Here is an 18,558-nt window from a genome sequence, read left to right as displayed (position 1 = left end):
ACGGGACACTTACCCTGGACGCGTGCCAAAGACGAAAAAGGCGAAGTCCACGAAAGCCGATAAGACGGACAAGGTTCGCAAGGCGGCCAAAGCCGCCAAGGGGGCGAAGGTGAGCGACGAGAAGGGGCTCGACTTCGCGCGCGCGTGGGTGGAGTTTCCGGACCCGGCGGACGACGAGCAGGTCTTCCGCTGCGATCTGACGTGGCTGACCTCGCGGTGGAACTGCGTCTTCGGCAGCGGCTGCCAGGGCATCAAGGCGGGGCGCGCGGACGACGGGTGCTGCACGCTGGGGGCGCACTTCTCGGACGAGGACGACGAGAAGCGGGTCGCCGAGCACGTGGCGCGGCTCACGCCGGAGATCTGGCAGCACCACGCCGAGGGCACCAAGGACGGCTGGGTCTCCGAGGACGAGGAGGGGTCCCGGCAGACGCGGCCCTTCCAGGGGTCCTGCGTCTTCCAGAACCGGCCCGGGTTCGCGGGCGGCGCGGGGTGCTCACTGCACATCCTCGCGCTCAAGGAGGGCCGGGAGCCGCTGGAGACCAAGCCGGACGTGTGCTGGCAGCTGCCGATCCGACGGACGTACGAGTGGATCGACCGTCCCGACGACACCCGCGTCCTCCAGGTCTCCATCGGCGAGTACGACCGCAGGGGCTGGGGTCCCGGCGGCCATGACCTGCACTGGTGGTGCACGTCCGCCACGTCGGCGCACGGCGCGGGCGACCCGGTGTACGTCTCCTACCGCGCGGAGCTGACGGAGCTGATGGGCAAGGAGGGCTACGACCGCCTGAGCGAACTCTGCGAGCAGCGCCTCTCCGCCGCGCTCCCGCTGGTGGCCCCCCACCCGGCGGACCCCACCCCCTGACCCGGCGGGCCGACGGGTCCCCCCGAGCCACTTCCCCACGGCCGGAACGCGACAACCGGGTCGGCCGCGGCCCGGCCTCCTCCCCTGCCGGCCGAGGGCCGAAGGCCGGCCTTCGGGCCCGGGGGTCCACGGCCGGCCCGCTGCCGGACGACGGGCCGTCGCTAGCTCCCGGACGGGCTCGGTGTCTCGCTGTCCGTCGGGGTGGGGGTCGGCGTGGGAGACGTGGAGGGCGGAGGGTCGGCCGGTGTGGTGGGGGGCGCCGGCGGGGTGCTGGGAGTGGTGGGGGGCGGGGTGGTCGGGGCGCTGGTCGTGGGGGGTGCCGGAGGAGGGGTCGGGCGGGTCGCCGGGGGGCCGTAGCCGGTGATGGTGACCACCGCGCCGGCCGGGGCGACGGATACCTGGGCGCGCCAGAGGCCCCTCGGCTCGTGGAGGTGGTCGATGTAGGCCCTCAGGGTCACCGAGGCGCCGGGGGCGAGAGTGCCGGAGGCCTGGCTCAGGTAGAGCCAGGAGGAACCGGTGGCGGCGGACCAGCGGACCGGGGCGGGGCCGGTGGCGGTCAGCGTGATCAGCGTCGTGTCGCCGTCGTTCGCGGCGGTCACGGACAGGTGGCCGGCCGAGGCGTCCGCGCTTCCGGGGGCGACGCTCGTCACCTCCACCGAGACGTCCGGCTTGCCGTTCCCGCCCGCGCCGGGCTTCACGCTCGCGCTGCCCGCGTTCTCGTACCCCCCGCCCGTGCCGTCATCGCCGACCGCGTCCGGGCCCCGTGCCTCGCGCGCGGTACCCGGGTGGCCGTCCGGCTCACCGGTCGGCGCGCTCCGGTACGCCGCCCACAGGGCCAGTACGGGCGCCGCCACCACCGTCGCGACGACCGTCGTCGTCACCGCGCGGGCGCGCAGCCGGTCGCGGCGGGCCGCGCGGTCCCGAGGGTCCATCGGGAAGCCGCGCCGGTCGAAGCGGGGTGCGGCCGTGACCCTCGCCCGGGAGCGCGGGGCGAGGGCCGCGCGGGGTGCCTCCAGGACGGGGAGTTCGGCCGGGGTGACCGTGGTGCCGGGCCAGCGGCCGGGGGCCGCGCGTTCGGCGGTACGGCGGCAGCGCGGGCAGTCGTCGACGTGTCGCACCAGCTCGCGGCGGAGCGCGGTGCTGAGGATCAGCCTGCTGTCGCCGGTGAGGTGGGCCACGCTCGGACAGCCGCCGGTCTCCACCACCGCGAGCGCGGCACGGGTGCGCTCCACCTCGCAGGCGGCCGCGGCGAGGAGGTCGCGGGCGGCGGCCGGTGCCATGCCGAGGACGGCGGCGACCTCGGGGGCGGTCAGGTGGTGACGGACGGCGAGTTCGAGGGCCTCGCGCTGTTCGGGGGTGGTGCCGGCCGCCTCCGGCCAGGCGAGCAGGGCGAGTTCGCGGCGCCGGCGCTCCTGCGTCTCCGGGGGGAGCGCGGGGTCGGTGGCCTGCGGTCCGGCCCCCTTCGCCTGGTCCGGACGGCCCGCCGCGTGCGCGGCCTGACGCTTCTGCTTCGCCTCGGACAGCTTGCGCAGACACGCCCAGCGGGCCAGCGCGTACAGCCACGCCCTGCGCTCGCCCTCGGTCCCGGGGGCGCGGTGGCCGCGCCGCTCGGCCAGCGCGAGGGCGTCGCCGAGCGCGGCGGCGGCCGCTTCGTGGTCGCACAGCACGGACAGGCAGTAGGTGAACAGGCCGTCCAGGTACGGCTCGTAGCGCGTCGGCGCCCGCCGGGCGATGTTGCGCGCGGCGGCACGGTCCCGCGCCTCACGTGCTTCGCGGGCCCCGTATCCGTCGCGGGCCCCGTATCCGTCGCGGGCCTCGCGGCCGTCGCGGGCCTCGCGGGCGCCGTGGGCGGCGCGTGCGCCCCGCGCCTCCCGGTCGTCATGGGCCTCGCGGGTCTCGCGCGCCTCACGGTCCTCACCGGCCTCGTGAACTCCACTGGCCTCGCATGCCTCGTGTGCCTCGTATGCCTCTCTGGCCTCGAACACACCAGGCACACGCGCGCCCTCGCGCCCCTCGCGCGCCTCTCGCGCTTCGCGCGCCGTGCCGTGCGCCCGGTGCGCGCCGGTGGTTCGGGTGGTGGTCTCCGGGCTGCTGCTCATCACCCGTGCGACCGTAGGCGTCGGTGGAGCGCCCCTTCTGGAGCCTTGAGCTCTTTTAATCCGTACGGGTGAAACGATCCCTCATAAGGGGACAGGAACCCTTTCTTCCGCGGCCGGATTCCGCGGGGCGGTGGCCGATACCGGTCCACCCACTTGGCGGCCCCCGCGCTCGTTGTCAGTGCCGCGGGCTACGGTTTCCGCATGGCTGCCCGTACCAAGACCACCAAGGACCGCCCGTCCTACCGCTGCACGGAGTGCGGCTGGCAGACGGCCAAGTGGCTCGGCCGCTGCCCCGAGTGCCAGGCATGGGGCACGGTCGAGGAGTACGGCGCGCCCGCGGTCCGCACCACGGCGGCCGGCCGGGTCACCAACGCCGCGCTGCCCATCGGCCAGGTCGACGGCCGCCAGGCGACCGCCCGGTCCACCGGCGTGCCCGAGCTGGACCGGGTGCTCGGCGGCGGGCTCGTACCGGGCGCGGTGGTGCTGCTGGCGGGCGAGCCGGGCGTCGGCAAGTCCACCCTGCTGCTGGACGTGGCGGCCAAGGCGGCGAGCGAGGAGCACCGCACCCTCTATGTCACCGGCGAGGAGTCGGCGAGCCAGGTGCGGCTGCGCGCCGACCGCATCGGCGCGCTGCACGACCAGTTGTATCTGACCGCCGAGACCGATCTCTCCGCCGTCCTCGGCCACTTGGACGAGGTCAAGCCGTCCCTGCTGATCCTCGACTCGGTGCAGACCGTCGCCTCCCCGGAGATCGAGGGCGCGCCCGGCGGCATGGCCCAGGTGCGCGAGGTCGCCGGGGCGCTGATCCGCGCGTCCAAGGAGCGCGGCATGTCCACCCTGCTGGTCGGCCATGTCACCAAGGACGGCGCCATCGCGGGCCCCCGCCTCCTGGAACACCTGGTGGACGTCGTCCTGCACTTCGAGGGCGACCGGCACGCCCGGCTGCGCCTGGTGCGCGGCGTGAAGAACCGGTACGGCGCCACGGACGAGGTCGGCTGCTTCGAACTGCACGACGAGGGCATCACCGGCCTCGCCGATCCCAGCGGCCTCTTCCTGACCCGGCGTGCCGAACCGGTGCCGGGCACCTGTCTGACCGTGACCCTGGAGGGCCGCCGCCCGCTGGTGGCGGAGGTGCAGGCGCTGACCGTGGACTCCCAGATCCCCTCCCCGCGCCGTACGACGTCGGGCCTGGAGACCTCCCGGGTGTCGATGATGCTGGCCGTGCTCGAACAGCGCGGCCGGATCAGCGCGCTCGGCAAGCGGGACATCTACTCGGCGACGGTCGGCGGCGTGAAGCTGTCCGAGCCCGCCGCCGACCTCGCCATCGCGCTCGCGCTGGCCTCCGCCGCGAGCGACACCCCGCTGCCGAAGAACCTGGTGGCCATCGGCGAGGTGGGCCTCGCGGGCGAGGTGAGACGGGTCACGGGCGTGCAGCGCAGGCTCGCCGAGGCGCACCGGCTCGGCTTCACGCACGCGCTGGTGCCGGGCGATCCGGGCAAGGTCCCGCCGGGGATGAAGGTGCTGGAAGTCGCCGACATGGGCGACGCGCTGCGGGTCCTGCCCCGCTCCCGTCGCCGAGAGGCCCCACGGGAGGCGGAGGAGCGCCGGTAGACTTTGCCCAGGTCTCGCCCGTCCGTACGAACCGAGTGCGGGCACGGGAGCGCGTCAGAACCTGCGACCGGAGGAGTGCAGTGGCAGCCAACGACCGGGCAGCAGCTCCCGGAAAGTCCGGTGGGAGTGCCGGTTCCGATGGCCTGATGCGCGCCTCGCTGAGCGCCGTGGCACCCGGTACGGCCATGCGCGACGGCCTGGAGCGCGTGCTGCGCGGCAACACCGGCGGTCTGATCGTGCTCGGCTCCGACAAGACCGTCGAGGCGATGTGCACCGGCGGGTTCGTGCTGGACGTGGAGTTCACCGCGACCCGGCTGCGGGAGCTGTGCAAGCTGGACGGCGGCATCGTGCTCTCGTCGGACCTGTCGAAGATCCTGCGCGCGGGCGTGCAGCTGGTCCCGGACCCGACGATCCCCACGGAGGAGACGGGCACCCGGCACCGCACGGCGGACCGGGTGAGCAAGCAGGTCGGCTTCCCCGTCGTCTCCGTCTCCCAGTCGATGCGGCTGATCGCGCTCTACGTCGACGGGCAGCGCCGCGTCCTGGAGGACTCGGCGGCGATCCTCTCCCGCGCGAACCAGGCGCTGGCCACCCTGGAGCGGTACAAGCTCCGCCTGGACGAGGTGGCGGGCACGCTGTCGGCGCTGGAGATCGAGGACCTGGTGACGGTGCGGGACGTGTCCGCCGTCGCGCAGCGTCTCGAGATGGTGCGCCGGATCGCCACCGAGATCGCCGAGTACGTGGTGGAGCTGGGGACGGACGGCCGTCTTCTCGCGCTCCAGCTGGAAGAGCTGATCGCGGGGGTCGAACCGGACCGGGAGCTGGTGGTGCGGGACTACGTGCCCGAGCCGACGGCGAAGCGTTCCCGCACGGTCGACGAGGCCCTGGCCGAGCTGGACGCGCTCACCCAGGCGGAGCTGATCGAGGTCGGCACGGTCGCGCGGGCGCTGGGGTACACGGGCTCGCCCGAGACCCTCGACTCGGCGGTGTCCCCGCGGGGCTTCCGGCTGCTGGCCAAGGTGCCGCGGCTGCCGGGCGCGATCATCGACCGGCTCGTGGAGCACTTCGGCGGTCTGCAGAAGCTGCTGGCCGCGAGCGTGGACGACCTGCAGACGGTGGACGGTGTGGGTGAGGCGCGGGCGAGGAGCGTCCGGGAGGGACTGTCCCGGCTCGCCGAGTCCTCGATCCTGGAGCGGTACGTATAGGTTCCGGGCCGCCGGGTCCGCGCTCCCGGCCACCGGCGCCCGCTAGTCCGCCGACAGCACGAACGACGCCTGGAGCTTTCCGTAGCCCGGGGTCCTGGCCTCCAGCAGGTACGTCCCTGGCTTCGCCGAGCCGCCCGACGGGGTCGCGCAACGGGCCGCGCTCGGCCTCCGGTCCCACTTCGCCGTGTACGTGATGCTCTGGCCGGCCGGCACCCGGAAGAGGAGGTCGCCCGCTCCCCGGGGGCAGTCGGCGGAGGACCAGAAGGGGCTGTCGCCGTCGGCCGGGGTGACGGTCAACACCGCGTTCTTCGGGCCGAGATCGACCTTGCAGTCGGCGGACGACGTGTTCTTCGCGGTGAGTTCGAAGGCCGGCGTCTGGTCCGGCGAGTAGGAGTTGCGGAGGCTGCGCAGGCCCAACGAGACGGAACCGGCCGTGCAGTCCGGCAGCGTGGAGGAACCGGAGAGAGCGTCGCCCGCGACCACCGCCCCGCCACCCGCGGCGGACCCGCCACCCGCGCCCGCGGAACCACCCGAGCCCGCCGCCGGGCCCGACGCGCCGTCACCGGAACCCGAACCGGACCCGGACGACCCGGATCCCGAGCCCGGTCCCCCCGACTCGTCCCGCCCGCCGGGGCGTTGGCTGTACGCGGGCCCCGATCCCGACGGCCCCGGCGTGATGGTGTTCGCGGGATTCTTGCCGCCGGACGCGCTGGTGCCCTTCTTCCCACCGCCGCCCCCGCCTCCCGCGACGACGATCCACGCGATCAGCAGCGTCGAGACGGCGAACAACGACAGCAGTACGACCCTCCTACGCCAGTAGATGGAGGAGGGAAGCGGCCCGACCGGATTGCGCAGAGATCCCACGCCCGAACTCTACGAGAGTTCGGCGCGCTGACTTGCCCCACCCGCCGCGCACGCGCCAACTTTTCCGGATCATCATCCCGGTAACTGCCCTCGCAGGCACGGTTCTTCAGCGACCGGCACGCTCGGTGACGGCGCCGTCACCCACGACGCCCCGTGCGGCGTGGCAGGATCGGAAGGCCATGACTGAGAAGCTCCACGCCCCCGTGATCGCCTGGTTCGACGCCCACGCCCGCGACCTCCCCTGGCGCCGCCCGGAGGCGGGCGCATGGGGCGTGATGGTCAGCGAGTTCATGCTGCAGCAGACGCCGGTGAACCGGGTGCTGCCCGTCTACGAGCAGTGGCTCGCCCGCTGGCCCCGCCCCGCCGACCTGGCGAAGGAGGCTCCCGGCGAGGCCGTGCGCGCCTGGGGCCGGCTCGGCTACCCGCGCCGCGCGCTGCGGCTGCACGGCGCCGCGGTCGCCATAACGGAACGGCACGGCGGCGACGTACCGACGGAACACGCGCAACTGCTCGCACTGCCCGGCATCGGCGAGTACACGGCCGCCGCGGTGGCCTCGTTCGCCTACGGACAGCGGCACCCGGTGCTGGACACGAATGTGCGACGGGTGCTGGCGCGGGCGGTGACGGGGGTGCAGTACCCGCCGAACGCGACGACGGCCGCCGAGCGGCGCCTCGCCCGTGAGCTGCTGCCCGAGGACGAGGGGACGGCCGCGCGCTGGGCCGCCGCCTCCATGGAGCTGGGCGCGCTGGTGTGCACGGCGAAGAACGAGGGGTGCGCGCGCTGCCCGATCGCCGCGCAGTGCGCCTGGCGGCAGGCGGGCAAGCCGGAGCACCAGGGGCCCCCGCGGCGCGGGCAGACGTACGCCGGTACGGACCGTCAGGTGCGCGGCAAGCTCCTCGCCGTACTGCGCGAGGCGCACACGCCGGTACCGCAGTCAGTGCTGGACCGGGTGTGGCACGAGCCGGTGCAGCGGGCCCGCGCGCTGGACGGGCTGGTCACCGACGGTCTGGTGGAGCCGCTGCCGGGCGGCCTGTACCGGCTGCCGCTGACCTGACGCGCCGCCAGGTCACGGCGCCGCTCCCGCTGTTGCGGGATTCGGGGACCCACCAGGCGCAATAAAAGCCGCATAACTGGACATAAATACCACGCCCTTTACCCCGTTCCTACGGCCGTTACACAACCGACGGATAGCCGATTGCCAGCCGCAGGCTGGTCCGCACAGCCTCGTGACAACGACTGCCTAACTTCTTCTCCGTGCCCGGCAGACCACGGGCGGCAGGACAGCGGGACTTCGGCTCGTGGCCGAAGCACACGGGGAACGGAGGCGGTTGAACATGGCGCAGGGCGAGGTGCTCGCATTCGAGGAGTACGTCCGCACACGACAGGACGCGCTGCTGCGCAGTGCGCGCCGGCTGGTGCCCGACCCCGTCGACGCCCAGGACCTGCTGCAGACCGCGCTGGTGCGGACGTACGGCCGCTGGGACGGCATCGCCGACAAGCGGCTGGCCGACGCCTACCTGCGCCGGGTCATGATCAACACTCGGACCGAGTGGTGGCGGGCGCGCAAGCTGGAGGAGGTCCCCACCGAGCAGCTGCCCGACGCCAGTGTCGAGGACTCCACCGAGCAGCACGCCGACCGGGCCCTGCTGATGGACATCCTGAAAGTTCTGGCACCCAAGCAGCGCAGTGTCGTGGTGCTGCGACACTGGGAGCAGATGTCCACCGAGGAGACGGCCGCGGCCCTGGGTATGTCGGCCGGTACGGTCAAGAGCACGCTGCACCGGGCGCTCGCCCGGCTCCGCGAGGAGCTGGAGGCCCGCGACCTGGACGCACGGGCGCTGGAGCGTGAGGAGCGGGAGCGTTGCGCGGCCTGACCGGGCACGGGCCGAGACAGGCCCGAGGGAGTTGGCTGGCGGTGATCGCGGCGGTGGCCTCGGTCACCGCCCTCGCCCTTTTCGTCACGGCGTGCGGCACGGGCGGCCTGGGTGCCCGGGACGAGGGCCCGGCGCACGCCTCGGCGGTGGCCGGGGCCGGCGCGGTGGCCTCGCCGTCGCCCTCGCCGAGTGACCCGGACAAGTACCGGAAGGTGGACGCGGTACAGCTGATCAAGCACGACCCGGCGGTGTCCGCCACGGTCAAGCGGGAGCTGAAGCCGTGCAGCGGTGACGAGTACCCGGTGGACGTCTCCTACGGCGATCTGACCGGGTCCGCGGTCGACGACGTCGTGGTCAACGTGCTCACCTGCGCGGACGCGGTCGGGATCGGCTCGTACGTGTACCAGGACGACTCCGGCACCTTCAAGAACGTCTTCCGCACCGAGGAGTCCCCGGTCTACGCGGAGATCGACCAGGGGCGACTGTCGGTGACCAGGCAGTATTACGAGAAGGGCGATCCCATCTCCAGCCCGTCCGGTGAGATCGTGACGCCGTACAGCTGGAAGGCGGGACGGTTCGCGCCGGGCAAGAGCGTGCGCAACGAGTACAGCAAGTCGGCCGGGCAGGTCCCGACGCCCGTGCCGGACAGCTGAACCGCGCGGCGCGAGAGACAGCAGCACTTCACGAGGACGGAAAGCACCGGGATGGCAGACCAGACCCACGTCCTGTTCGTCGAGGACGACGACGTCATCCGCGAGGCCACACAGCTCGCCCTGGAGCGGGACGGCTTCGCGGTCACCGCCATGCCCGACGGGCTGTCGGGCCTTGAGGCGTTCCGCGCGAACCGTCCCGACATCGCGCTGCTCGACGTGATGGTGCCGGGCCTCGACGGGGTCAGCCTGTGCCGCCGGATCCGCGACGAGTCGACCGTGCCGGTGATCATGCTGTCGGCGCGCGCCGACAGCATCGACGTGGTCCTCGGCCTGGAGGCGGGCGCGGACGACTACGTGACCAAGCCGTTCGACGGCGCCGTGCTGGTCGCCCGCATCCGCGCGGTGCTGCGCCGCTTCGGGCACGCCGGCGGCACCGCGCACCCTGAGGAGCCCGCGTCCGCGGTGCAGGGCGGCACGCTGACCTTCGGCGATCTGCGGATCGACACCGACGGCATGGAGGTGCTCCGGGCGGGACGGCCGGTGGCGCTCACCCCGACGGAGATGCGGCTGCTGCTGGAGTTCTCCTCGGCGCCCGGGACCGTGCTCTCCCGCGACAAGCTCCTGGAGCGGGTGTGGGACTACGGCTGGGGCGGGGACACCCGGGTGGTCGACGTCCATGTGCAGCGGCTGCGGCAGAAGATCGGCCAGGACCGGATCGAGACGGTCCGCGGCTTCGGCTACAAGCTGAAGGCCTGAACGGAGCGGCATGCGGGGGTTTCTGCGGCACCCGGTCCGGCGCATGGAGCGCGTGGGCCTGCACACCGGCATCCGGTGGAAGCTCAGCGCGGCGATCGCGCTGGTCGCCGGTCTGGTCGCGATCGCGTTGAGCCTGGTCGTGCACAACGCGGCCCGGGTCTCGATGCTGGACAACGCGCGCGACCTGGCCAACGACCGGGTCCAGCTCGCCCAGCGCAACTACGAGTTGTACGGGCGGACGAACTTCCCGAACATCAAGATCGATGATCCGGGGATGCCGCCGGCGGTGCGCGAGAAGGTGATGGCCGGGCGCCGGGCGAGCGACGTCTCCGACCGCGGCTCGGGACCACCGGACATCTGGGCGGCGGTCCCGGCGAAGGACGGGCATGTGCTGTCGCTGCACAGCCATTTCCCGGACCGCTCCATGGACGTGATGAAGGACCTGGACCAGGCCCTGGTCATCGGGTCCATCGCGGTGGTCCTCGGCGGCAGCGCGCTCGGGGTGCTGATCGGCGGACAGCTGTCCGGGCGGCTGCGCAAGGCCGCGGCCGCGGCGAACCGGGTCGCGGGGGGCGATACCGACGTACGGGTGCGGGAGGCGATCGGCGGTGTCGTACGGGACGAGACCGACGATCTCGCGCGGGCGGTGGACGCGATGGCGGACGCGCTGCGGCAACGCCTCGAGGCCGAGCGGCGGGTGACCGCGGACATCGCGCACGAGCTGCGCACCCCGGTGACCGGGCTGCTGACCGCCGCCGAACTGCTGCCGCCCGGCCGGCCCACGGAGCTGGTGCTGGACCGGGCCAAGGCGATGCGCACGCTGGTGGAGGACGTGCTGGAGGTGGCCCGCCTGGACAGCGCCTCGGAGCGGGCCGAGCTCCAGGACATCATGCTGGGCGAGTTCGTGGCGCGGCGGGTCGCGGCCAAGGACCCGGAGATCGTCGTACGGATCGTCCACGAGTCGGAGGTGACGACGGATCCGCGCCGCCTGGAGCGGGTGCTGTTCAACCTCCTCGCGAACGCCGCGCGGCACGGCCGGCCGCCGATCGAGGTGAGCGTCGAGGGCCGGGTGATCCGGATCCGCGACCACGGCCCCGGCTTCCCCGAGGAACTCCTCGCGGAGGGCCCGAGCCGCTTCCGCACCGGCAGCATGGACCGCTCCGGCCAGGGCCACGGCCTCGGCCTCACCATCGCCGCCGGCCAGGCCCGCGTCCTCGGCGCCCGCCTCACCTTCCGCAACATCCGCCCGGCCGGTCTCCCCGCCGAGGGCGCGGTGGCCGTGCTGTGGCTCCCGGAGCACGCGCCCACCAGCACCGGGAGCTATCCGATGCTGCCGCTGTCGGGCAGCTCGGGCTGAGTCCGGTCCGTACGGGGCCGGTCGGGGTGGTGTCCGTGGGCGGCTCCGCCGCGTGGGCGCGAGCGGCCCACGGCGCATCGCGGCCGGTGGCGTACCGGCGCCCGCCCCTGACGGACATCCCCTGACATGCCGAAGGCCCCCGGGGCGGACGCCGGGGGCCTTCGTCGGGCCGGGGCCGTCGGTCAGACCGCCTCGACCAGCGGAGCGACCGGCTCCTGCGCCTTCGGCGTCTGCGGTCCGCCCTTCAGGGGGACCTCCTTGACGAAGAAGGCCGCGAGGAGGACCAGGACGGCGATCACGGCGCCCAGCAGGAACGCGGAGTGCGTACCGGCCGAGACGGCGTGCTGGTACGCCTCCCGGGCCAGCGGCGGCAGCTTCGCCAGGCTCTTGGCGTCCAGCTGAGCCGACTTCTCGGTGATGCCCTTGCCCAGCGCGCCGGCCCGCTCGGACATGACGTCCTTGACCTTGTTGTTGAACAGCGCGCCCATGACGGCCACACCGAACGAGGAGCCGAGCGTGCGGAACAGTGTCGTGGACGAGGACGCGACGCCCATGTCCTTCATCTCCACGCTGTTCTGCGCCACCAGCATGGTGATCTGCATCAGGCAGCCCATGCCGAGGCCCAGCACCGCCATGTAGACGCCCGAGGTGAAGCGGCTCGTGCCGGTGTCCATCAGCGACAGCAGGTACAGGCCCGTGATCATCAGCGCGCCGCCGACGATCGGGAACACCTTGTAGCGCCCGGTGTTGGTGGTGACCCGCCCCGCGACCATCGACGTCACCAGCATCGCGCCGAGCATCGGCAGCAGCAGCAGACCGGAGTTGGTCGCCGACGCGCCCTGCACCGCCTGCTGGTACAGCGGCAGGAACAGCGTCGCGCCGAACATCACGAAGCCGGTGATGAAGCCGATGACCGACATCAGGGTGAAGTTACGGCTGCGGAAGATGTGCAGCGGCAGCACCGGCTCGGGGGCCTTCGTCTGCCAGACCACGAACCCGACCAGCGCCACCACACCGACGGCGATCAGTTCCATGATCCGTGCGGAGGTCCAGGCGTACTCGCTGCCGCCCCAGGTGGTGACGAGCACGATCGAGGTGATGCCGACGGTCAGCAGCGCGACACCGAGGTAGTCGATGCCCGCCTCGGCCCGCTTCTTCGGCAGGTGCAGCACCACGCTGACCAGCACCAGCGCGACCGCGCCGAGCGGCAGGTTGATGTAGAACGACCAGCGCCAGCCCCAGTTGTCGGTGATGGTGCCGCCGACCAGCGGACCGCCGATCATCGCCAGCGCCATCACGCCGGCCATCATGCCCTGGTACTTGCCCCGCTCCCGCGGCGGCACGAGGTCACCGATGATCGCCATGACGCCGACCATCAGACCGCCGGCGCCGAGGCCCTGTACGGCCCGGAAGCCGATCAGCTCGCCCATGTTCTGGGCCATGCCGCTCAGCGCGGAGCCGATCAGGAAGATCACGATCGAGCTGAGGAAGGCGCCCTTGCGCCCGAACATGTCACCGAGCTTGCCCCAGATCGGGGTGGAGGCCGCGGTGGCCAGGGTGTAGCCGGTGACCACCCACGACAGGTGCTCCAGGCCGCCCAGCTCGCCGACGATGGTGGGCATCGCCGTACCCACGATCATGTTGTCCAGCATCGCGAGCATCATCGCGATCATGAGCGCGAGCAGGACGACGCGCACGCTTCGTTGTTTCCCACCCTCCTGGGCGCCTGCCACCGTGTCCACCATCTCTTCCCACTCCCCCTCGGCGACTACTTACTTGCCGCCCGGCTAGTTACTACACTGGGCAAGGTAGAGGTCTACTAGCCGGGCGTCAAGTAAGTTTGGTGGTGCCCCCGGAGGGTCAGGCACTCTTAGCCGGTCGACAGGCAGGTTTCCGCGGGAGTGCGAGGAGTACGAGGATGGGCGTCACCATGGACGGCACCAAGCAACAGCGCCGCGGCAACACCCGCCAGCGCATCCAGGACGTCGCGCTCGAACTCTTCGCCGAGCAGGGGTACGAGAAGACCTCGCTGCGCGAGATCGCCGAGCGCCTCGACGTCACCAAGGCGGCCCTGTACTACCACTTCAAATCCAAGGAAGAGATCATCGTCAGCCTCTTCGAGGACCTGACGCAGCCGATCGCCGACCTGATCGAGTGGGGCCGCGGCCAGCCGCACACCCTGGAGACGAAGCAGGAGATCGTACGGCGCTACAGCGAGGCGCTCTCGCACGCGGAACCGCTGTTCCGGTTCATGCAGGAGAACCAGGCGACGGTGCGGGAACTGCGCATCGGCGAGACCTTCAAGGACCGCATGCACGGCCTGCGGGAGATACTCCTCGACCCGGACGCCGAACTGGTCGACCAGGTGCGGTCGCTCAGCGCGATGTTCACCCTGCACGCGGGGATGTTCGTGATGCAGGACCTGGTGGGCGACGCCGAGAAGAAGCGCAAGGCCGTCCTCGAGGTCGCCCTGGACCTGGTCACCCAGGCGCACGAGCACGCACGCCGGTAGCCGCGGGCCCGGCCTCAGACCTGGACGCCCTTGCCCTTCAGGAAGGGCACCGGGTTGAGGGCGGAGCCGTAGTTCGGGGTCTGGCGGATCTCGAAGTGCAGGTGCGGACCCGTGGAGTTGCCGGTGGAGCCGGACAGGGCGATGTGCTGGCCGGTCCGCACGGTCTGGCCGACCCTGACGTCGACGCGGGACAGGTGCGCGTACTGGGAGTAGACGCCGTTCTCGTGCCTGATCACCACGGCGTTGCCGTACGCGGGGCCGTCACCGGCGCCGTTGGGGCCGGCCTTGACGACGGTGCCGCCGTGCACGGCGAAGACCTCGGTGCCGGTCGCGACGGCGAAGTCCTGGCCGCTGTGCTTGGCGGCCCAGTGGGCGCCGGACTCGTTGAAGCTCGCGGACAGCGTGTACTTCTTCACCGGGTCGACCCACGAGGCGGCCGACGGAGCGGCGCTCGCGACTCCGGCGCCCAGCACGACCGGGACAGCGACACCGGCGGCCAGGACGGCGGCGCGGTTACGGAGCGAGGACGTACGGGGGGCGCGGGACGTGAAGCGCTTGGACATCGGGACCTCGTGGAGTCGGGGACAGAATCGGCCGCCCGGCGGACGGACGTTCGCCGCGGCGGCCATCCCTTGGTAACCGATGCCCCCACCCGGACGAAAGCGGCGCTTCTACGGCACCCGGTAGTAGACGAGCCGGAAGCCGGCCGGCGTCTTGACAGCCCCGTCATCCCCCCGGCACACCCCCCTGCGGGGCGCTCTTTTCACCGCGGAGCCGAGGACCAAACAGTCTTTTGCCCTCCCTTTACCCGCCTGGCGTATCCCACTATCGGGCCTAGTAAGGGACAAATCGCCTGTGCGGCATGTCACCGGCACCCCGCACCCGCGGGGCGAGGAATGTGACGCAGCCCTCTATGCACCTACCGTTCAGTAACCCTACGGTTCCCCTCGCGCCATCCGCACCACAGATCATGCACCTGCCATCCCGGCACCTCGTACGTGACGTGAGAGGAACCCCCACCGATGACCAGCCTCCTGGCACGCCGACTCACCGTGACCGCCGCTTCCGCGGCCGCCCTCGCCGCCCTGGCCGCCCCGGCCCAGGCGGCGGACGCCACCACGGCCCCGGCCACCACCGCGCCGGCCACGGCGACCACGAGCGACACGACCGGCAAGGTCGACTTCGCCACCTGGCAGAACGACTGCCAGTCGGTCATGGACCAGGCCCTGCCCTACCTCAAGCAGCGCATCGACGGTGCCGCGCCGGGCGCGAAGCAGGCCATCGTCTTCGACATCGACAACACCGCGCTGGCCACCGACCTGGGCTTCCAGATCCCCCAGGCGGCCAACAAGCCGGTGCTGAACGTCGCCCGGTACGCCCAGGAGCACGGCGTCGCGCTCTTCTTCGTGACCGCCCGTCCGGGCATCATCGAAGAGCCCACCGAGTGGAACCTGAAGTACGACGGCTACCAGGTCTCCGGCCTCTACGTGCGCGGTCTGTTCGACCTCTTCAAGAACGTCGCCGACTACAAGACGGCCCAGCGCGTCGACATCGAGAACAAGGGCTACGACATCATCGCCAACATCGGCAACAGCGCCACCGACCTGTCCGGCGGCCACGCCGACCGGACGTTCAAGCTGCCGGACTACGACGGCCAGCTGTCCTGAGCCGGTCCGGCACAGGCTCGCCGAACCGGCGGACCCGGCCGGGGCCGGCCCTCTCGTGGTACTCGACACGGTCTCCCCGGCGTCCCGCTGCCGAGAACTCTTCCCCGGCTCCGAACGCCCGGCGGACATCCGAAAGGGGCCGGTGCCCGAAGGCACCGGCCCCTTTCAGTCGGAGCGTCGCAGGCTCACGCGTCCTTGCTGAGGTTCGGACCGCCACCCGCCGCCTGCTCGATCGGCGGAGCATCCGGCAGTGCCGACTTCTCCTCGCCGCGGAAGGTGAACGTCGCGGAGTCGCCCTCGCCCTCCGTGTCGACGACCACGATGTGACCGGGACGCAGCTCGCCGAAGAGGATCTTCTCGGAGAGGCTGTCCTCGATCTCGCGCTGGATGGTGCGGCGCAGCGGCCGGGCGCCCAGCACGGGGTCGTAGCCCTTCTTCGACAGCAGCTCCTTGGCGGACTGGGACAGCTCGATGCCCATGTCCCGGTCCTTCAGGCGCTCGTCCACCTTGCCGATCATCAGGTCGACGATCCGCAGGATGTCCTCCTGCGTCAGCTGCGGGAAGACGACCACGTCGTCGACGCGGTTGAGGAACTCGGGCCGGAAGTGCTGCTTCAGCTCGTCCTGGACCTTGTTCTTCATGCGCTCGTAGTTGGTCTTCGTGTCACCCGAGGCCGCGAAGCCCAGGTTGAAGCCCTTGGAGATGTCCCGGGTGCCGAGGTTGGTCGTCATGATGATGACCGTGTTCTTGAAGTCCACGACCCGGCCCTGGGAGTCGGTCAGGCGACCGTCCTCCAGGATCTGCAGCAGCGAGTTGAAGATGTCCGGGTGGGCCTTCTCGACCTCGTCGAACAGGACGACGGAGAACGGCTTGCGGCGCACCTTCTCGGTAAGCTGGCCGCCCTCTTCGTAGCCCACGTAGCCGGGGGGCGAACCGAAGAGACGGGAGACCGTGTGCTTCTCGCTGAACTCCGACATGTCGAGGGAGATCAGCGCGTCCTCGTCGCCGAAGAGGAACTCGGCGAGCGCCTTGGACAACTCGGTCTTACCGACACCGGAGGGGCCGGCGAAGATGAACGAGCCACCGGGGCGCTTCGGGTCCTTCAGACCGGCACGCGTACGGCGGATCGCCTTCGACAGCGCCTTGACGGCGTCGTTCTGGCCGATGACCCGCTTGTGCAGCTCCTCCTCCATGCGGAGCAGGCGGCTGGACTCCTCCTCGGTCAGCTTGAAGACCGGGATGCCGGTGGCCGTGGCGAGGACCTCGGCGATCAGCTCGCCGTCGACCTCCGCGACGACGTCCATGTCGCCGGCCTTCCACTCCTTCTCCCGCTTGGCCTTGGCGGCCAGGAGCTGCTTCTCCTTGTCGCGCAGGGAGGCGGCCTTCTCGAAGTCCTGCGAGTCGATCGCGGACTCCTTGTCCCGGCGCACGGCGGCGATCTTCTCGTCGAACTCGCGCAGGTCCGGCGGCGCGGTCATCCGGCGGATGCGCATCCGGGAGCCGGCCTCGTCGATCAGGTCGATGGCCTTGTCCGGCAGGAAGCGGTCCGAGATGTAGCGGTCGGCCAGGGTGGCGGCCTGGACCAGCGCCTCGTCGGTGATGGAGACGCGGTGGTGCGCCTCGTACCGGTCGCGCAGGCCCTTGAGGATCTCGATGGTGTGCGGCAGGGACGGCTCGGCGACCTGGATGGGCTGGAAGCGGCGCTCCAGGGCCGCGTCCTTCTCCAGGTGCTTGCGGTACTCGTCCAGCGTGGTCGCACCGATGGTCTGCAGCTCACCGCGGGCCAGCATCGGCTTGAGGATGCTCGCGGCGTCGATCGCGCCCTCGGCGGCGCCCGCACCGACCAGCGTGTGCAGCTCGTCGATGAACAGGATGATGTCGCCGCGGGTGCGGATCTCCTTGAGGACCTTCTTCAGGCGCTCCTCGAAGTCACCGCGGTAGCGGGAGCCGGCGACCAGGGCGCCGAGGTCCAGCGTGTAGAGGTGCTTGTCCTTCAGCGTCTCGGGCACCTCGCCCTTGACGATGGCCTGGGCGAGGCCCTCCACGACGGCGGTCTTGCCGACGCCGGGCTCACCGATCAGCACCGGGTTGTTCTTGGTACGGCGGGACAGCACCTGCATGACCCGCTCGATCTCCTTCTCGCGCCCGATGACCGGGTCGAGCTTGGATTCGCGGGCGGCCTGGGTGAGGTTCCGGCCGAACTGGTCCAGGACCAGGGAGGTCGAGGGGGTGCCCTCGGCCGGGCCGCCGGCGGTGGCGGTCTCCTTGCCCTGGTAACCGGAGAGCAGCTGGATGACCTGCTGCCGCACCCGGTTGAGGTCGGCACCCAGCTTGACCAGGACCTGGGCGGCGACGCCCTCGCCCTCACGGATCAGGCCGAGCAGGATGTGCTCCGTGCCGATGTAGTTGTGGCCGAGCTGAAGGGCCTCGCGGAGCGACAGCTCCAGGACCTTCTTGGCACGGGGGGTGAAGGGGATGTGGCCGGACGGGGCCTGCTGGCCCTGGCCGATGATCTCCTCCACCTGCTGGCGGACCGCCTCGAGCGAAATGCCGAGGCTCTCCAGGGCCTTAGCGGCGACACCTTCGCCCTCGTGGATGAGACCCAGGAGGATGTGCTCGGTGCCGATGTAGTTGTGGTTGAGCATCCGGGCTTCTTCCTGAGCCAGGACGACAACCCGCCGCGCGCGGTCGGTGAACCTCTCGAACATCGTTAATCGCTCCTCAGAGCGGTCAGGCAGTGGGGGGAACTTCCCCTCCCTGTCCTTCCGCAGCTTAGTCCCGCAAGCGGGGACCGCTCATTCCAACTGCCGACACCGTCCTTGGCCTCCTGACCCCGAACGCCGACATCTGCTCCAACCCGATGGTGCGAGACGATGTTCCCGCAGGCCAGGCAGTTACCCCACTCGCCACTACGCCGATGGCGAACGGGAGGCCGCCGCGCCCGCACGTCGCCCCCTCCCACTAGGCATGTCTTACCCGCAGGGACTGACACTCCATGCCGCGCGCACCGGTTCCCTCCGCTATGGGCGAACAACCTTGCGGCTCTTCCCACCGCCGGATGCCGTCATCCCGGGCACAGGGTGCGATCGGCGGAGGA

Annotated in this window: 15 protein-coding genes; 10 read left to right on the top strand and 5 right to left on the bottom strand. The window is 71.5% G+C overall.

Annotated features, from left to right (window positions below; genetic code table 11):
• Positions 1–22: 22 nt before the first annotated feature.
• A complete protein-coding gene (locus QSK45_RS33965; protein WP_285562755.1) occupies positions 23–862 on the top strand; it encodes a DUF3109 family protein in 840 nt (279 codons plus the stop codon).
• Positions 863–1,023: 161 nt separating this feature from the next.
• On the opposite strand, the gene QSK45_RS33960 is transcribed toward QSK45_RS33965, so the two are convergent.
• The gene (locus QSK45_RS33960) at positions 1,024–2,961 is read right to left on the bottom strand and encodes a BACON domain-containing protein (RefSeq protein ID WP_285562754.1); all 1,938 of its coding nucleotides are present in this window, start codon (positions 2,959–2,961) and stop codon (positions 1,024–1,026) included.
• 201 nt (positions 2,962–3,162) lie between these two features.
• On the opposite strand from QSK45_RS33960, the gene radA reads away from it, so the two are divergent.
• Together radA and disA are read left to right on the top strand one after the other, a co-directional pair.
• Complete coding sequence (radA, locus tag QSK45_RS33955) at positions 3,163–4,572, top strand: DNA repair protein RadA (RefSeq protein WP_285562753.1); 1,410 nt, start codon at positions 3,163–3,165, stop codon at positions 4,570–4,572.
• 80 nt (positions 4,573–4,652) lie between these two features.
• The gene (gene disA, locus QSK45_RS33950; RefSeq protein ID WP_285562752.1) at positions 4,653–5,777 is read left to right on the top strand and encodes a DNA integrity scanning diadenylate cyclase DisA; all 1,125 of its coding nucleotides are present in this window, start codon (positions 4,653–4,655) and stop codon (positions 5,775–5,777) included.
• Positions 5,778–5,819: 42 nt separating this feature from the next.
• Here the strand turns inward: disA and QSK45_RS33945 are convergent, their stop codons facing one another.
• Complete coding sequence (locus QSK45_RS33945; RefSeq protein ID WP_285562751.1) at positions 5,820–6,641, bottom strand: hypothetical protein; 822 nt, start codon at positions 6,639–6,641, stop codon at positions 5,820–5,822.
• Between the two features lie 179 nt (positions 6,642–6,820).
• On the opposite strand from QSK45_RS33945, the gene QSK45_RS33940 reads away from it, so the two are divergent.
• The 5 genes from QSK45_RS33940 (at position 6,821) to cseC (ending at position 11,282) form a co-directional block, all read left to right on the top strand.
• A complete protein-coding gene (locus tag QSK45_RS33940) occupies positions 6,821–7,696 on the top strand; it encodes an HhH-GPD family protein (protein ID WP_285562750.1) in 876 nt (291 codons plus the stop codon).
• Between the two features lie 280 nt (positions 7,697–7,976).
• Positions 7,977–8,516, top strand: coding sequence for a SigE family RNA polymerase sigma factor (locus tag QSK45_RS33935; RefSeq protein WP_086809325.1), 540 nt, complete (start codon positions 7,977–7,979; stop codon positions 8,514–8,516).
• The gene (locus QSK45_RS33930; protein ID WP_490993657.1) at positions 8,504–9,169 is read left to right on the top strand and encodes a hypothetical protein; all 666 of its coding nucleotides are present in this window, start codon (positions 8,504–8,506) and stop codon (positions 9,167–9,169) included. The genes QSK45_RS33935 and QSK45_RS33930 overlap by 13 nt, the downstream gene beginning before the upstream one ends.
• 51 nt (positions 9,170–9,220) lie before the next feature.
• On the top strand, positions 9,221–9,925 hold the full coding sequence (gene cseB, locus QSK45_RS33925; protein ID WP_285562749.1) for a two-component system response regulator CseB: 705 nt from the start codon (positions 9,221–9,223) through the stop codon (positions 9,923–9,925).
• Between the two features lie 10 nt (positions 9,926–9,935).
• Positions 9,936–11,282 carry a two-component system sensor histidine kinase CseC gene (cseC, locus tag QSK45_RS33920; RefSeq protein ID WP_285562748.1) on the top strand — a complete coding sequence of 449 codons (1,347 nt, stop codon included), beginning with the start codon at positions 9,936–9,938 and terminating at the stop codon, positions 11,280–11,282.
• Between the two features lie 182 nt (positions 11,283–11,464).
• Here cseC and QSK45_RS33915 read toward each other — a convergent pair whose 3' ends face one another.
• Positions 11,465–13,027 carry an MDR family MFS transporter gene (locus tag QSK45_RS33915; RefSeq protein WP_285562747.1) on the bottom strand — a complete coding sequence of 521 codons (1,563 nt, stop codon included), beginning with the start codon at positions 13,025–13,027 and terminating at the stop codon, positions 11,465–11,467.
• A 173-nt stretch (positions 13,028–13,200) separates the two neighbouring features.
• On the opposite strand from QSK45_RS33915, the gene QSK45_RS33910 reads away from it, so the two are divergent.
• Positions 13,201–13,794, top strand: coding sequence for a TetR/AcrR family transcriptional regulator (locus QSK45_RS33910; protein WP_285562746.1), 594 nt, complete (start codon positions 13,201–13,203; stop codon positions 13,792–13,794).
• Between the two features lie 14 nt (positions 13,795–13,808).
• Here QSK45_RS33910 and QSK45_RS33905 read toward each other — a convergent pair whose 3' ends face one another.
• Positions 13,809–14,357: a M23 family metallopeptidase gene (locus QSK45_RS33905; RefSeq protein ID WP_285562745.1), complete on the bottom strand. Its 549-nt coding sequence runs from the start codon at positions 14,355–14,357 to the stop codon at positions 13,809–13,811.
• A 459-nt stretch (positions 14,358–14,816) separates the two neighbouring features.
• On the opposite strand from QSK45_RS33905, the gene QSK45_RS33900 reads away from it, so the two are divergent.
• The gene (locus tag QSK45_RS33900; RefSeq protein ID WP_285562744.1) at positions 14,817–15,461 is read left to right on the top strand and encodes an HAD family acid phosphatase; all 645 of its coding nucleotides are present in this window, start codon (positions 14,817–14,819) and stop codon (positions 15,459–15,461) included.
• Positions 15,462–15,646: 185 nt separating this feature from the next.
• Here the strand turns inward: QSK45_RS33900 and QSK45_RS33895 are convergent, their stop codons facing one another.
• Positions 15,647–18,169 (bottom strand): ATP-dependent Clp protease ATP-binding subunit, encoded by a 2,523-nt coding sequence (locus tag QSK45_RS33895; protein WP_285562743.1) that lies wholly within the window; start codon positions 18,167–18,169, stop codon positions 15,647–15,649.
• Between the last annotated feature and the right edge of the window lie 389 nt (positions 18,170–18,558).

Origin of the sequence: Streptomyces hygroscopicus subsp. hygroscopicus (genome assembly GCF_030269125.1) — a bacterium.
Classification (GTDB): Bacteria; Actinomycetota; Actinomycetes; order Streptomycetales; family Streptomycetaceae; genus Streptomyces; species Streptomyces hygroscopicus_C.
The sequence above is the reverse complement of the archived record's forward strand: the minus strand, read 5'-3'. Positions and strand labels throughout refer to the sequence as shown.

Coding starts and splice junctions, on each gene's coding strand:
- QSK45_RS33900 (WP_285562744.1), top strand. CDS start 14,817: ATGACCAGCCTCCTGGCACGCCGACTCACCGTGACCGCCGCTTCCGCG.
- cseC (WP_285562748.1), top strand. CDS start 9,936: ATGCGGGGGTTTCTGCGGCACCCGGTCCGGCGCATGGAGCGCGTGGGC.
- QSK45_RS33960 (WP_285562754.1), bottom strand. CDS start 2,961: ATGAGCAGCAGCCCGGAGACCACCACCCGAACCACCGGCGCGCACCGG.
- QSK45_RS33895 (WP_285562743.1), bottom strand. CDS start 18,169: ATGTTCGAGAGGTTCACCGACCGCGCGCGGCGGGTTGTCGTCCTGGCT.
- QSK45_RS33935 (WP_086809325.1), top strand. CDS start 7,977: ATGGCGCAGGGCGAGGTGCTCGCATTCGAGGAGTACGTCCGCACACGA.
- QSK45_RS33915 (WP_285562747.1), bottom strand. CDS start 13,027: ATGGTGGACACGGTGGCAGGCGCCCAGGAGGGTGGGAAACAACGAAGC.
- radA (WP_285562753.1), top strand. CDS start 3,163: ATGGCTGCCCGTACCAAGACCACCAAGGACCGCCCGTCCTACCGCTGC.
- QSK45_RS33910 (WP_285562746.1), top strand. CDS start 13,201: ATGGGCGTCACCATGGACGGCACCAAGCAACAGCGCCGCGGCAACACC.
- QSK45_RS33905 (WP_285562745.1), bottom strand. CDS start 14,357: ATGTCCAAGCGCTTCACGTCCCGCGCCCCCCGTACGTCCTCGCTCCGT.
- cseB (WP_285562749.1), top strand. CDS start 9,221: ATGGCAGACCAGACCCACGTCCTGTTCGTCGAGGACGACGACGTCATC.
- QSK45_RS33940 (WP_285562750.1), top strand. CDS start 6,821: ATGACTGAGAAGCTCCACGCCCCCGTGATCGCCTGGTTCGACGCCCAC.